Origin of the sequence: Ramlibacter sp. WS9, assembly GCF_003797765.1 — a bacterium.
Lineage (GTDB): Bacteria > Pseudomonadota > Gammaproteobacteria > Burkholderiales > Burkholderiaceae_C > Ramlibacter.
In genome coordinates this window covers 1-16,289 of record NZ_RKMB01000053.1, presented here as the reverse complement: position 1 = coordinate 16,289, position 16,289 = coordinate 1, and the positions used below count along the sequence as shown (strand labels likewise).

Annotated in this window: 3 protein-coding genes; all 3 read right to left on the bottom strand. The window is 64.4% G+C overall.

What is annotated here, in order from left to right:
* On the bottom strand, nucleotides 1-641 hold a 641-nt coding region (locus tag EEB15_RS32220), incomplete at its 3' end, for a hypothetical protein (RefSeq protein WP_141514087.1).
* 45 nt (nucleotides 642-686) lie between these two features.
* Nucleotides 687-1,874: a hypothetical protein gene (locus tag EEB15_RS32215; protein WP_141514086.1), complete on the bottom strand. Its 1,188-nt coding sequence runs from the start codon at nucleotides 1,872-1,874 to the stop codon at nucleotides 687-689.
* A gap of 74 nt (nucleotides 1,875-1,948) precedes the next feature.
* On the bottom strand, nucleotides 1,949-16,216 hold the full coding sequence (locus EEB15_RS32210) for an Ig-like domain-containing protein (RefSeq protein WP_141514085.1): 14,268 nt from the start codon (nucleotides 16,214-16,216) through the stop codon (nucleotides 1,949-1,951).
* Nucleotides 16,217-16,289 lie beyond the last annotated feature (73 nt).

Genomic DNA, 16,289 nt, shown 5'->3' with positions numbered 1-16,289 from the left:
CCCCTGAACGAGCACACAAGCCCATCGTAACGCAGGCGTCTCAAAGAGAACATGATGAGCTGACGACCATCGGCCAGGTCACGGCGGAAGTACCCCGAGTCTGTGTCTTTGCTGCCGTCCTTGAACACTTGGGTTTCCTTAACTAACTTGAATCCGTGCGGCGCCAACTTCTCGCCCAGCATTTGCTTGAGCTTCTTGACGACCTGGGCCTTGGTGAGCTTGGTTGACTCAGGCGCGGGGCCAAAGAACGCTTCCCATTGTTCGCTCACGCTCGCCGGCACGATCTTGCGGCCCGGGAGAAACCCCACGCCAAGATGGTCCGCCAACACGGCCAGCCCAAGCTGCATGGCCTGGTTCACCACTTCATGCAGAACTTCCGCGGGCTGCTCCGCAGGCAACCCGAAGTTCCACGCGGCTTTCGTGAGCTTCTCGGCCTCTGCGACTGAACTGTTCAGCCACTCCGCATCTTCGTCGGGTGTGGCGAACTTCTGCTCGATTCGTTTGGCCAGCTCCACAAACTTCGAGCTCGGATCGGCTTGCTGCTGAAGCCGTGGCTCGATCTGCTCCCACATCTCCTGCAACGTGGAAGGCTCGGTCAGGCCGTGGGCCTGCAAGTCAATGATGTAGATGCTTTGACTCATGATTTTTCGTTGCGCGTCCGGGCCGATGCCATCTCACCAGTGCGATCAGTTCGCCTTCAGCGGGCCCACGTGCTCGCGCAGGTAGTTGGCAAGCTGATGTATCTCCGCCTTGCGGCTTTCGGCCGATTCATCGGTCCTGTCGCTGTAAGGCCGGATGCACGCCTTGACCACGTCGTCGAATCCGGGATCATTCGTCAGACGCGCGCAGACCAGGGCAACGTGCCCGTTGAAACCGTTCTTGCGCACGTAACTTCCAGGCGACCTGGATATTTCTTTGTTCAAGACCCGGTCAATGGATTCGACATCCTTCATTTGGTCCAGCTGCGACACCAGGGCTTGCGCGACTGCGTCAAGAAGCCTGTCCACGTGATGTGATCGGAACCCCTCGTCGTCTTCGAGCCGAAACTCGTCGTGCACAGAAAGCGGCGACGAGTCCTTGTAAATCTCGCTTCGTGTCCAGGACAGTCCGGGCTCCGTATCAACAAAGTTAAAGCCATATTCAAAGCTGAACTGATCTTCGCCAGTTCTCAAAAAATAGCCGTTCAGAGCGGCGTCCTTCAGGATTTGATGAATTGTGAAGTTCACCCCCCCCCCCCTGAACCAGCACACAAGCCCACCATGGTGCAGCCATCGGACAATGAACATGACAAGCTGACGACCATCGGTCAGGTCACGGCGGAAGTACCCTGAGCCCGTGCTTTTGCTGCCATCCCTGAAGACTTGCGCTTCTTTGACCAACTTGAACCCATGCGGCGCCAACTTCTCACCCAGCATTTGCTTGAGCTTCTTAACGACCTGGGCCTTGGTGAGCTTGGTTGACTCCGGCGCGGGGCCAAAGAACGCTTCCCACTGCTCGCTCACATTCGCCGGAACGATCTTGCGGCCAGGCAGGAAGCCCACGCCCAGATAGTCCACCAGCACGGCCAGCCCGAGCTGGGTGGCTTGATTGACCACTTCATGCAGAACTTCCGCCGGCTGCTCCTCGGGTAGCCCGAAGTTCCACGCGGCTTTCGTGAGCTTCCCGGCCTCTGCGACTGGATTGTTCAGCCACTCCGCATCTTCGTCGGGTGTGGCGAACTTCTGCTCGATCCGTTTGGCCAGCTCCACGAATTTGGGATTGGGTTCGGCAAGCAGATCAAGCCGTGGCTCGATCTGCTCCCACATCTCCTGCAACGTGGAGGGCTCGGGCAGGCCGTTGGTCGGCAGGTCGATGATGTAGATGCTTTGACTCATGATCTTTCAGTGAGGATGTTCATGTTGTCCGGTTCAGAATACCGATTCGCCGACAGCCGGTCGTCCCGACCATGCTATCGCACCTCCAGCGTGAACCGCTGTTGCGCGGTGCCACCGTTTCCGTCCGACACATCGATGACGAAGCTGTACAAACCGGCAATCGGATCGAGCCAGGTCAGGCGGCCGGTGATCGCATCGATCACCGCGCCAACCGGGCCTTGGCTTAGGGCGTAGGTCAACGCATCGCCATCCAGATCGACTGCCCGCGCGTCGTAGACGAACGCGTTGGCCCGGGTGGCCTGCAGGCCGGTGACGTTGATGACGGCATCGTTGTAGTCGCGGTCGCCACCTCCAACTGTGTCTTCCCAGGCTAGCGCCAAGGCGGCAGTGCCGGTGTTGCCCACCGTCCAATCAGCCTTGACGTGATCGAAGCCGCTGTCGGCGTTGGCCGCGGCCACCGACAAGAAGGCCACGGTGCCGGCGCCCATGTCATTGGCGGGATTCTTGGCCCGCCAATGGCCGCTGCTGCCGCCCTTGACCAGATACGTGCCGAAGTACTGGCCCGCCAGGACATCGACGCTCTTGCGCGCGCCGGTGCTGCGGCCGCTGGCAAAGACCAGGGTCGAGCGCTGGGACGAGAGCGCGGCGGCGGCGTAGCCGGGATTCCCGGGCATCAGGTTGCCGATGCGCCCTGTCGCATCATCCACCCTGAAGATGCCGAACTCGCTGTGCAAGGCGGTGTCGTCCGCCGTGAAGTCGAAGCTCAATCGCGTGGGCGTGCCGGCCGGGCTGGTCAGGCTGGCGCCGGCCTGGTAGATGCCGCTGGTGTCCGCGCCGGTGATGGGGGTCAGCTGGAAGGACGCGGGCGCCACGCTGCTCCAGCTCGGCGCGTCATTGACCGGTGCGACATCGATGGAAACGGTAGCTACGCCGCTTTGCAATTGGCCGTCGCTCACCTTGTACGTGAAGCTGTCGGGGCCGTTGTAGTTGGCGTTGGGCCGGTAGGTGAAGGTGCCGTCGGCGTTCACCGTCAGTGTGCCGTGCGCCGGGCCCGTGACGATCTCGGCGCTGAGGGTGGCGTTGTCGACGTCCGAAGCGCTATCGATCAGGTTGCCGCTGACGGCCGCGTCTTCGGCGACGATGAAGTGCTGATCGGCCAGGGTGGGGGCGTCGTTCACCGCCGTCACGTCGATGGTTACCGTTGCAACGTTGCTTTCCAGCTCGCCATCATTCACCTTGTAGGTGAAGCTGTCAGGGCCGTTGTAGTCGGGGTCGGCCTGGTAGCTGAAGGTGCCGTCGGTGTTGAGGGTCAACGTACCGTAGGCCGGGCCGGACACGATGGTCACGCTGAGGTTGTCGCTGTCGATGTCTACCGCGAAGGCCAGCAGGCTGCCGGTGAGTGGCGTGTCTTCGGCTACCGTCAGGCTCTGGCTGACGAGTGTAGGCGCGTCGTTGACGGGGCGCACGTCAATCCTGATCGTCGCCATGTTGGACGTCAGTGCGCCGTCGCTGACAACGTAGAGGAAGTCGTCCGAGCCGAAGTAGTCCGGATGCGCCTCGTAGCGGAAGCTGCCATCGGCATTGACTGTCAAGGTGCCGTGGGATGGGTGGCCCAAGACCATCGGCATGAATTGCGTGCTGTCGACATCCGCCACCGTGGCGAAGAAGCTGCCTTCCAGCACACCGTCCTCGGCCACGCTGAAGGCCTGGTCGGTGACGGTCGGTGCATCGTTGACGGCGGTGACGTTGATCGCCACCGTGGCCGTGCCGCTGTCCAGCTCACCGTCGCTCACCCGGTAGGTGAAGCTGTCGGCGCCGTTGTAGTCGGGGTTGGCTCGGTAGCTGAAGCTGCCGTCGGCGTTGAGTGTGACGGTACCGTGAACTGGGCCAGCGACTATGGCCGCCATCAGCGTCGCGCTGTCGACGTCCGCACCGGTCGCCAACAGGCTACCGGTCAGTTCTGTGTCCTCAGCAACGTCAAGGTGCTGGTCGCCCAGCGTCGGTGCGTCGTTCACCGCCGTGACGTTGATGCTCACCGTTGCGACATTGGACGTCAGTTCGCCGTCGTTGACGATGTAGGTGAAGCTGTCGGGGCCGTTGTAGTTGGCATGGGCCTGGTAGCTGAAGGTTCCGTCGGGATTGACGGTTAGCGTGCCATGGGCCGGATCGCCGACGATCAGCGCCGTGAGGCTGGCGCTGTCGATGTCGGCGGCGGTTGCCAGCAGGTTGCCCGCCAGCTCCGTGTCCTCAACAACCGTCAGCGTTTGGGCGCCGAGCGTGGGAACGTCGTTCACCGGCGCAACGTTGATAGTTACCGTGGCGACGGCGCTGTCCAGTTCACCGTCGTTGACCTTGTAGGCAAAGCTGTCCAGGCCGAAGTAGTTGGCATCCGGCTGGTAGCTGTAGCTGCCGTCGGCCATGCGTGTCAGCACGCCATGGGCGGGGTCTTGCTCGATGATGTACCGCAGCTCGTTGGCGATGCTGTCCACATCGGTAGCCAGCAGCTCCACGCGGGTGGCGGCATCCTCGGTGGTGTTCAGGACGAAGCTGGCGGCAACAGGTGCGTCGTTCACCGGAGTGATATGCAGGCTGATCGTCGCCACATTCGAGGCTTCCTCTCCCGCGTCTCCCGCCAGGCGATAGGTGAAGCTGTCGGCACCGGTGTAGTCGGCTTGCGGGGTGTAGATGAAGCTGCCGTCGGCCGCGATAGTCACGTTGCCGTGGGCCGCCTGGGTGACGACTTGCGGAGTAAAGCCCTCGGCGCTGCCATTCACGTCGTTTGCACGGGAATCAATGGTCATGAGTGTGTCTTCGGCCAGCGTGGCTGTGTCGTCGACGGCCACGGGAGTATTGACGAGACGGATGTCGCGCACCACGACCTGGCTGGTGCGCTGGGCCGCGCCGGCGCCAAAGCCGATGAGGTCAAAGCTCAGTTGCACGGGAGTGGATGGCGGCACACTGCGCAGGTCGATCACATAGGTGCGGCTACCGTCGGCGTTGTCGGTATGGCGCACGCCGGTGGTGGTGCGCGTGGTGAGAATGGCCGCGCCGTCCAGCTGGGTGTTGACGATCGCGTCCGAGCGGCTCAGGCCGATGGCGGGTGCCAGCACGCTGGCGCCGGTGGTGGCGTTGAGCAGCGCCACTTCAAAGGCGTCCTGCGGTGCGGCTTCACCTGCGCTCGCGTTGCCTTGCAAGCCCATGCGGTCCACGGTGAAGCTGAGGAAGCGATCTTCCTCGCCCAGGACGAAACTCTGGCTCACGCTGGCATGGCCGCCTTCAGCTTCGGCCAGGGTGATGAGGTTTTGCGCCAGCGTCGTATTGCCGGTGGCTTGCCACTGCTCGGCGTCGAAACTTGCCTGCACAGGCAGAGGACTGACCATTTGGTGCTGCGCACTCGCACCCGCCGCACTTGCGTTGGGCGACGAGAAGCGCACGGTCGCTGAATCAGCCGGCGCGTTATCCACGCCCGCAATGATCCATTGCCGCACGTCATCGGCATCGGGCAGGCGGCGCATTCCCGGGCTCAGGTACCCGTTCATGACATCGTCTTGAGCATAGGTGTCGCCAAAGCCCAGCACATGGCCGAGTTCGTGAATCATCACGGTCAACAAGTCCAGTTTGTTGGCTGCGGAGCTGGAGCCTTCGGCTGTGAGCGTGTTATCCGTTTGGCGCGTGAACTCTTCTGCGGCAAGCGGCGTGCCGTCCACGAACCAACCGTAACCAGCGCCGTTAATCGACAGAGCGATGCGGCCTTCTCCTTGCTCCAGACCGGCCACGCCCTGCGGCAGCGTTGCCAATTCAAAGCGTGCGCCATCGAGCAGTTCGGCGGGCACGCCAACGTCCGTCCAGTAGGCCTTGGCCGCGTCGGCCAGGCGCTGCGCGTCAGCGTCGGTGATGAGGGCGCCGTCGCCATCGCTCAGCACCCAGGTCAACTGAGGGTTGTCCAGATCGCCCGCCTGAACGGTGTGCCAGACGTCCCGGGGTTTGGGCGGTGCATCGGTCAGCAACTCCGGGGAATACTTTTCCACACGACCTTCTCCGCCGTACTTGCGGACCGCGAACAGGACGCTGTCTTTTTCCGCGCGAAGAGTTCCGTCGTCATTTACAAACTCCTCGAAATCACGATCTCCGCGCAGTCTTGTCGCTGCCTCGCCTTTGACTCTCAGCACAACATCCGGATCGCTGAGAAACGCGGGAATATAGTCGCTCTGGTTCGGAGTCAAAGTTCCCTTCAGCTTGGTCTTGTCGTTCGCTATGTGCTCATTCGCATACGTGGACTTCGCCTCCACGACCCTTAGCTTGCCGTTCTCGATGATGAGGAAGTCAAGCCGCCCGTCCTTGACCGGCTCGTAGGTTCCGTCCGGCTTGCGACGGACGGCTTCGATTTCGATCTGGTCCATCCAGCTTGTTCTCTGCAGGTCGAATTCCTTCTTGAGCGCATCGGTCTGCGCATCACTCATGTCCTTGATGTTCTTGAAAATCTCCCGGACCTTTTCAACCCGGATTTGCTCGGAAACCAAGCCTTTCGCCAGCATGGCTTCGGCAGCAGCGTAATCCGCCAGGTCGATGCCATCTTGGTGGATCGCATCGTCCAGTACTTTTGCAATGGCGGCCTTTTCAAGGCCTTCCGGTCCTCGGCGGCGCAGGGCGTTGAGCGTGGCCCCGATTTCGACGCGCTCGTGCACCAGCGCGCCTGCCAGTCCATAGGGCCGGGTCATCAACTCCTCGCTGAGGTGGATGGTCATCGGCTTGCCACGCAAGCTGTCGTAACTGACGTACTCGCGCCCGTTCGTTCCAGCCCGTGCCGTGTAGGGCAACTCGTACCCGGCCATCACACTGCCGCGAATTTCCGCTTGCTTTTCCTTGCTTGCACGTGCCTCGAAGTGCTTGTTGATCCCGGCTTCCGATCGCACCACCAGGTCGATTGTCTGGGACACATGGTCCACCACCACGCCGTTGTCGCGAACGGGGATGATGACCTTCACTCTGACGACCTCGTCCACGTCGGTCACCGTCTTGTTGAAGTCACCTGTGGCCGGTTCACCCCTCTTTTTGATGACTTCTATGGGATTCGGTCCGTCGAGCCGCCAATCACCGAACGGGCTGCCGTACTCGCTTGTCTTGAACAGCTGGCTGATGCGGTCTGCCAGATCGATCCGCGGCTCGATCGCCTTGTTCATGAGGTCGGCCATCCGCTGGTCTTTCCAGACGGCGGTGCCGGTCAGCGTTGGCAGCGGGTCGAATTTATCCCCTAGCGGGCCCTTGCCAATGGACGTCTCGGTGTTGCGCGTGGCCTTCGCCTTCAGGTTGTTTTGCACTCGCTCGGTAAACCGCCGCACGTTGCGCATCTGGTCCAGGAGGGCTTGCTGCGCTTCCAGCCGCGCTTGCTTCAAGGCGGCCATGGCCGCAGGCACTTGCTGGGGCGCCTTCAACCCTGCGTCAACCACGCGTTGCGCCGCATCGTGAGCCTTTTTGACGGCGGAGACCGCTTGCCGCGCGCCCAGCGCCATGCCGAGCGCCGCGCCAATCATGCCCGCCTTGTCTTGCGCACTGACAGACTGCTGCAGGGCGTACGCGCTGACGATTCCTGCACCTGCCGCGTTACTGCTAACCGCATTGATGACAATCTGCTTGAGGACCTCACCGATCGGTGCACCGGCCTCAACCATGCGCGCCAGTTCGCTGAGCGCCGGCAAATCCGGGGGCACAACCGTAATGTCACTGTTCCACTGAATATCCAGAACGCTTTTTTGTCCCTTGAAGACTTCCCCCGCCTGTGACACGAAGTCCGCCGTTTCCTGGTACCCCTCGCGAACCACGGCACTGGCGACCGCGACTATTCGAGCTAATACGTCAGCAACCTCGAAACCCACCTCGCCAAATCCGCCGATGATGCCTTCCACGAGACTGAATGCAATGGTGGACGCTTCCGAGCTGTCGGTGGCGTAGTCATAGCCGGTCAGCTTCAGCGTCTTGCGCGCCTCATTCATCGCCTTGATCTGCTCGCTGGTGTCGCGCCCGGCCATGGCGGACAGCGCGGCGGAGATGCCTTGGATCGCGTAGACGCTGGCGGCGCCCGCGCGCACAAGGGCGCTCTCCCAACTCGACAACGGCACCTCCTTGGCACGGCGCAACGCATCCGCGTTGGCCAGCGCTGGCAGGCTCTCCGCGGTGAGCGCGACCACGCCGGCCGGGTCCAGCAAATGGGTGCCGGTGCCGTAGATCCAGCCAAAGCCGGTGTTGGGGACAGCCTGGTCGTACCTGAGCGGCGCGACGATTTGTACCGAGTTGCCCGGATCCCTGTCGATGGGGAGGGATTGTGGACGGTCGGCCGCGCGCACGGCGGCGCTGACGAGCGCGTTCGCATTCCAGACGAACAGGGACTCGTACATGCGAGAGCCGTTGGCCGTGTCTTCCTCGATCCAGACGTCCGCCAGCAGTTCTCCGCCCGCGCCGATGCTCAAACTGTTGACAGCGCCACCCACGATGGGCGTCGTGGCGCCCAGGTAGCGCGGCGGTCCGCTGCGTCCGAAGGGGTCCTCGATGACGCCGATCTTGCCGCCAATCTGCTTGCCGTAGCCAAAGCTGCCGGCCTCGCTGAAGTGCGCGTCGTTGAAGATGAAGTTGTAGTCAGCCACCAGCGCATACGTCTTGCCTTCGAAGGTGACGACCACCGAGTCGGCGGCCCGCTGGATGTTCTGCTGGTGCTTTTTCTGGAGCCATTGCGGGTCGTCCAACGCTGGCGTCAGCTTCAACGTGCGCAGGTCCGCGCCGCCCGCCAGGCCGCCTTGCTCGTTCAATGCCACGCGCACGCTGCTGATGCCGCGGCTGTGGTCCTTCGCACTGCTGATGACGAATTCGGCGGGGAACAGCCCGGCCGTCACATACTGCGGCGCGCGACCGACGTCCTGGGCTCCCAGCTTCGCGGCATCCAGCGTCACCACGGCGGCCTCCCCTGTGCTCGCCGCCCCGTTCTCGTCGAGCGCCTCCAGATCGATGACGTAAACGTTGCCTCGCTCCACGTTCGAGCCGCCGCTGACGGTCAATGGTGCACGCAGGCTTGTCACCGCCAGATAGCGGTCCATGCTCACCGCCATGTCGCCAAAGCCCATCGGAGCGCTAAGGCCTCCCAGGCTCAACTGCTGTTGGCCGTGCAGGAAGTCCTGCGCCACGGGATCCACGGATATGCGCATCAGCCGTCCCGAACCGGCGGCGTAGTTGCTGCCTTCGGCGGCGTAGAGCCAGCCATTCGCCACAGCAAGGCTGACAATGTTCGTACCAGCACTGCTACCGCCTAGCACGAGCGTCTTGGCGACGGTGCGGTTGAGCATGTCCACGACATAGACGCGCCCGTCGCGCCCGGCCACGAAGGCAAGCGATGCGTCAGCCATATAGGCCACCGGCTCTGTGCGGTAGCCGGCAAGCTGCAGCGGCTGGCCGTTCTCGTCGGTGGTCAGGTGTTTGAGTGGCTGCAGCCCGATGGGCAGACTCTGGTCCTTGGGCTTGGTGGGGTCGGAGGCTGCGTCGCTGTTGGACTGCGTGTAGATGGTCAGGCCGCTCGACGAGGCCACCACCATGTCGGTGCTGGGCAGGGCCTGTCCATTGCTGCCGTTCTTCAGCTGCCACAGCCCGATGGCCTGGCTGCGCGCCGAGGGCACGGGAACTTCAAAGCCGGTAGGCGTGGGAACGCGGGCGCGCCGCTCGATGTAGATGTCGTGCTGCGACAGCAGGATGTTGTCGGGAAGGGTGACGCTGATTTCCTGGCTGCCGGGCGTGCCGCTTGAGTACAGCTGGGCCGCGAACGCGCGCCAGACCAGGCCATTGGTCGGGCCCTCGTCGGCCTCGTCGGTCTCCTCCAGATTGCCGCCGCGCGGCTCCAGCCAGACACGCATGTCGAAACTGGCAAACGACTGGTCATCCGGCACGAAGTTTGTTCCGCGCAGCGTGAGCTTGCGCGTGTTGGGGTCGTACTCGACCGCAGTGATGACGGGCTGCCCGGCGCGCAGGTTGGGAGGTGCGGGGAACTCCCGGAAAATCCTGTCGACTGTGCAAATGTCCTTGGGAATGTCGCGCTTGAAGCTGCCGTCCAAGGTGTAGCCCACCGCCGTCAGTCCAGCAGTCACGGCGCCAACGACCCCCAACGCGGCTCCGGCCAAGTAACCTCCGCCGCCTAGGCCCACAGCCATCATGGCGCCCGCTGCCCAGATGGCATTGAAATCGACCGCCGCGCCGATGACCCGGATCTCTCCGGTTTGCTCTCGCGCCTTTTGTGCTTCGGGCGTGTTCTTTAGAGTGGTAACCAGGAAGACGCCATTGCCGCCCGTCACGCCCGAGTAAGGCGGACTGGCAGTGCGAGCCATACCGTCTGTGCCGATAAAGCCGTTGTCCACCAGCCACCAGGTGTCCTTGGCAATGCCATCGGTGTCCAAGATCGTGCCCTTGCGCCAGAACATGACTTCGGTGCCTGCTTCCAGTACGCTAGCCTGGCCGGTGGCGGAGTCGATAGGCCCCGTGACCTTGATGGCCAGCTGCGCCGGAAGACTCAGTGTGGCGTCGCCGAAGTCCAGACTCACGGCGGCCAGCGCATCCAGCACTTCGGTGCCCGGGAGGGCAATGCCCACATCCTCAAGCGCCAACCCGCTGATGCTCACCGTCGTCCCTGCCGGCAGCGCCCCCGGCGCCACCATGAGCAGGTTGCCTTCGCTGTCCTGCACCGCGACGCCGCCCTTGGCGGTGGTGACTGCGCTGCCGATCTGGGCTTGCTGCACATTCAAGGTGATGTCATGCTGGCGGCCCTGGTGGACGACGCTCACCGTGACGGTGCCGGTGGCTTTGGCAAAGATCAGGCCGTCGGGCGCGATCTCGGCGATGCTGGCGTCGCTCACGAAGTAGCGCGTTCCGGCCGATGCAGCGGAGATGTTGGTGGGCAGGCCCGTTTCTTCATTGGGTAGCTTCACCTTCAGCTGGCGCTGGCCCAGCAGCGGCAGGGTGATGGCACGTGGGTACACGTCCACCTCGAAGCCGTTGTCGTCCAATCCGGGGCCATGGCCTTCGGCGGACACGGTGAAGACGTTCACGCCTTCGATGCCTCGGGCATGCACTTGCACCAAGGCGATGCCGTCGCTCAAGCCGCGCACGGCGCCGGTGCTGCTGACGCTAATGATGCTGCTGTCGGACGACGTGTACTGGGCATAGTTGCCTGTCAGCGCCACGCCCTCTTCGTCCTCGAAGTCGCCAGTGACCACAAGTTGGCCGGTGCCTCCGGTGGCTAGCGCAGCGAGTCGTGCCACATGAATCGTCAGCAGACGTGATCCGCTCACATTCACCGCCAGCTCCATCGGCGCAGCCGCCGCAAACCCATCATCCGCCTGCACGGTGATGGTTGCCGGCCCCGCATAGCCCACTTCAGGCATGAAGACGATGCTCTGCCCATCGGCACTCAGGGTCGCGGTGCCATGTGTCGCGCCCAGAACGCGCCAGTAGATGCTGTCGCCTTCGAGGTCTTGGGCCACGGTGTTCAAGCTGGCGCGAGTGGCCAGATCGGTGTGCGTGCGCAGGGTGCCCCCACCCCCGCCCTCCCCCGGAGGGGGTGGGAGCAAAGAGACCGGCGCCTGGTTGGCTCGCAGGCCGTAGTTGGCGTAGAGGATTTGTCGGTCGGCTTGCGTGGCCTGGCCGTCGCCATCGATGTCGCTGGGTGTCTGCTCCCAGGCCTGGCTGTCGGCGCCGTCGACGAGGCTATCGCGATTGATGTCGCCGGCCAATGCAATCTTGATGCTGGCCTGGCCTTCGCCGGTGAGGCGGATCAGCTTGAGGCCCGCTTCCGTGATGCGCACCAGGGTGGTTTGCGTGCTTGCGTCAGTGCTGGTGCCCAGCACCGTCGCGCCGGTGACTTGCAGGGCGCCGCCGCCTTGCGATTGGATGGCGACGATCACGCTGCCTTGCGCACCGGGGGTCTTGATGGTGGATGCGATTTCGCTTTCGCGGATGGTGAAGGCGAGGCTGGTGGTGGCGCCGGGTTGTAGCGTGCCGCTCCAACCATTGGCCAAGTCGCCGCTGTTCCAGTTCAAGGCGGCGCCGAAGTTGGCGGTGAGGGGGTCTTGCAGCAGACGGCCTTGGTTGTCGTAGCCGTAGGGGGTGCCCAAGGGTGCAGTGCCCCCACCCCCTCCCTCCCCCGAAGGGGGAGGGAGTGAAGACAGGTTGCGCGCGAGGATCAGTCTCCCTGAGGCGTCGTAGCGGTACGCGAAGGATGCAGCCGCGGAAGTGATCAGGCTGATGCGGCCTTCTGTGTCGCGGATGAAGTTGACGCGATCTTCCGTCGCGTCGCCGCCAGCAGTTTGTACAGCGGCAATGCCAGCATCACTCACGAGCCAGCTTGCACCATCGGCAAACTGCACGGTTGTGACACGGCCTTGGGCATCCAGCTGGTAGCGCGTTCCATCCGGGCCCGTCAGCGTGTAGCTGTCGGGCACCCAAGGCAGGCCGGTGAGCTGGTCGTAGAGGCGATTGCCCTGGCGTTGCAGCGCTTCGGGCTGGGTGGTGATAAATCCACTCTGGGCGTCAAAGCTCTCGCCGCTGCGGGCTTGCAGGCTCCAGCCTTGGTTGTTGGTGAACACCGGGCGCACGACGACCGGCGCGCCGGCCACGTTGCCCAGGCGCTCGCTGTAGGTGCCCAAGGTGAACTGCAGGTTGGCTACAGTTGTGCCGTCGAGGGCGGGCGCGGTGATCCACAGGCGGGCGCCTTCGCTCCACGGCGCTTGCAGGCCTTGGGCGTCGGTGTCGGGTTGGTCGGTGGTCAGGTGCGTGGTGAAGCCGGCGAGTTGCCAGTTGCCGAAGTCCCGTGCGTTGGCAAGCGTGCCCCCACCCCCTCCCTCCCCCGGAGGGGGAGGGAGTGAAGACAGAGTCCGGGTGAGCGCGAACGCGTGGCCGGCCAGGGTGAAGGTGGCGTCTGTTGCGACTGCTTGCGGGGCGGTCTTCGCGGCGCTGTCGATGATGACGCGCGCGTTGATTTCGCTGGTGCGGCCTTGCAGGTCCCATGCGCTCAGGCGCACGGAGTAGACCCCGTTGGCAAATGCCGCGGGGTCCAGGCTGGCCAGGTTCAGCGTGCCGCTTTGGTTGGCCGCGTCCCTGCTTTGCGCCGCCAGGTTTTGCCAGCTGCCGCTGCCGGCTGCGGAGATTTCCAGCTTGTAGCCCATCAGCTGCTGCTCTTGCAGGCTGGCTGCCAGCGTGCTGAGTTGGCGGATGGTGACGGGCTGGCTGGTCGCCGTGGCGCCGTTCAACACACCGGCCCAGCCCAGCACCGGGGCTTGGCTGTCGGCCGGGTCCTTGACGCGGACGCCGTGGATTTCGGTGTGGCTGAAGCCGTCCACGTCGGTTGCCATCACCTGGATGTTCACCAGGCCCGCCGCGGTGGGCGTGAACTTGAAGCGGCCCGCACCATCGAGTGCGACAGTGCTCCACGCTTGCGGATCGCTGGCATTCAGGCCCTGCACTTGCACCGCAATGCTCTGCATGGCGCTGTAGCTGCTGGCGCGGATGGTGGCGACCACCAGTTGGCCGGGTTGAGCCGGGGTGCTGGGGGTTGTTGAGACCAGCACACTCGGCTCGTTGGCGCTGGTGTCGGCGACCACGCGCAGCGTGAAGGTCTGCGTGGTGGTGTTGAAGCCGTCCCAGGCCTTGGCCGTGACGGTGTAGTCGCCCACCTGGCCGGGGCCGGGTGTCCAGACGAGGCGCTTGGCCTGCGCGTCGTAGCTGGCGCCTTCGGGGAGGTCGGCGAAGCTGATGGCGAGGTTGGCGGTTGGGGGGGCGCCGTCGGGGTCGGTGGCACGGATGCCCTCACCCCAGCCCTCTCCCAGAGGGAGAGGGAGTGAATTCAGCAATACCGGCAGGCTGAAGCTCTGGCCTACGGCCAGGGCATGGTTGCTCACTTGCAGCACCGCCGGGCGGTTCACGTCCAGCACGCGTACCTGCACGCTCTGGGTGGTAGTGGCGGCGCCGTCGCTCGCCGTGAAGTTCAAGGTGAACGCCTGGCTGCTCCCGATGGCGTTGTTCACCACGTTCTGGCCGGGCGTCCATTCCAGGTAGCCGCTGTTCGCGTCGAACAGCAGGCCTTCAGGCGTGTTCTCGTCATGCAGCAAGGCCAGACGGGTTGCATCGCCGTCCACGTCCGCCGCCAGCACGCGCACGGACATTGTCTGGCCTTCCTGCACCAGTTGCAGCGGCATCGGCAGGATGCGCGGTGCCTGGTTGACGTTGGCCACCGTGATGTCGATGTCCTGCGTGACCTGGGCCGCGCCGTCGCCCGCGGTCACCGTGATGCGATAGACACCGCCGCCGTCTTGCGCGGCGAACATGCTGGGGGTCCAGCGCAGCGTGGCCTGGCTGCCACCGGCGGCGACGTCCATGACGAGGCCCGGCGGCAGGCCGCCGCCGCCCTCACCGTTTGGACTGCGACTGCTGATGCTCCAGTTCAACACATCGGCATCGCTGTCCTGCGCGAAGATGCTCAGCGACAGGGGAACGCCTTCGGTGGCGCCGACGGCGGTGATGGCCTGGCTGGAGTTGATCGTCGCTCCGTCGGCCGTGATCGCCAGCACGGCCGGGGCCTGGTTGGCGCTGCGTACCACGATGCGCAGGCTCTGCGTGCGCTGGTTCGGCGTGATGACGGCGTCGGGGTCGGGAATGAAACCCGCGTCCTGCGGGCCCAGGCCGCTGTCAGTCACCACGACCTGGAGGTCGTGGATGCGCACGTCGTCTTCGGTCGGGGTCCAGCTCAGGATGGCCTGGCCGTATTGCGTGGACGGCGTGAGGGTGGCACCGGCCGGCAGATCGATGGCGCTGAAGCTCAGTGCGTCCTGGTCCAGGTCGCGCACGGAGATCGGCACGTGGATGGGTTGACCCACCGCAGCGACCACCTGGCCGGGCATGGCGAGTTGCGGCGCTTCGGTTTCGCTGCGCACCGTCAGGACGAAGGTCTTGCTCTGCGCCAGGACCTGGTTGACGCTACCGCTGCCGTTGTCTTGCGCCGTGATCGTGATGGCGTAGTCGCCGCGCTGGCCTTCGCCCGGAGCGAAGCGCAAGGTGCCTCCGCTCGTGTAACGGCCATTGGCGCCCACACTGCCCTCGCCTTGCACATAGGTCGCAAAGCTGGGCAGGCCCGACACGGTGAACGTGATCGGGTTGCCGTCAATGTCGGTGGCCGTGAAGGGAATCTCCAGCACCGCGCCCTTGTCGACGAAGGCGGCGGCGATGTCGCCGATCACCGGGGCGCGGTTGGCGTTGGTCACCACGATCGGGATGGTGATTTCGCTGGTCTTGGGCGTCCCCGTCCCGTCGCCGTCATCGGTGGCGAGCACGTGCACGTAGTAGGTGCCGGCCTGGTCGTATTCAGGAGTCCAGATCACCTCCAGCGTTTCGCTATCGAAGCGCGCGCCCTCGGGCAGGCCCGTCACCGCGTAGGTGACCGTCGGCGCCGTGGTTTCCGGGCCCGAGGCTACCGAGTTGGGGTTCAGCGGGTTGAGGCGGATCCTGGGCTCGAAGGAGGGGTTGTCCGGATCGAAGGCGAAGACGCTGATCCGCAGCGGGCTGCCTTCCAGCACGTTCCAGGTCTCGACGGCGTCGAACACCGGTGCGCCGTTGGCGTTGAGGACGTTGAAGACGACGTTCTGGGTGACTTCGGTCGTGACGGTGTCGCCGCCGGGCGGCGTGTACGTCGCGGTCAGCGTGACTGGAACCGTAAAGCTGCCGTGCTGCGAATACCCCGGTGTCCACTCGATCCAACCCGTTTTGCTGTTCAGCGTGGCGCCACCGGGCAGCCAGGGCGCGCTGTATTCCAGCGTGATGGTGGTGCCATCTTTTTGGAGCAAGCCGCCGGGCATGCTGCCGGCCAGCTGCAAGGCGTACTTGTCGCCTTCGCGCAGGGTCTGCGTGGCCATGGGCGCCAGCACCGGCTTGGCATAGCCTTGCTCCACCGTGAGTTTGAAGCTGCGGCGGCTGATGCTCTTGCCGTCGCTGGCGACCACGGTGATGCCCTCGTAGAGGCCGGCCTGGTCATAGCCGGGCTTCCAGGTCAACACGCCAGTGGCCGCGTCGAACGCGGCGCCGGGTGGCAGGTTGCGCACCGTCAATGTCAAGGCGTCGCCGTCGGCGTCACTGGCGGTCAAGGGCAGGCTCAGGATTTCGCCTTCGGCCAGCACGATGTCCTGCACCGCGTCGATCTGCGCAGCATGGTTGCCGCCCGCTACTTCGACGGTGAGGACGCGGATCGCCACGCCGCCACGGCTGTCTTGCAGGCGCAGGACGATGTCGGTGTTGGCGGCGGCAGTCGTTCCCGGGGTCCAGGTCAAGGTGGCGCGCTGGTGATAACCGGTCTCGTCGGCCCACGTGTCCCCACCCCCGCCCTCCCCCGGGGGGGGGGGG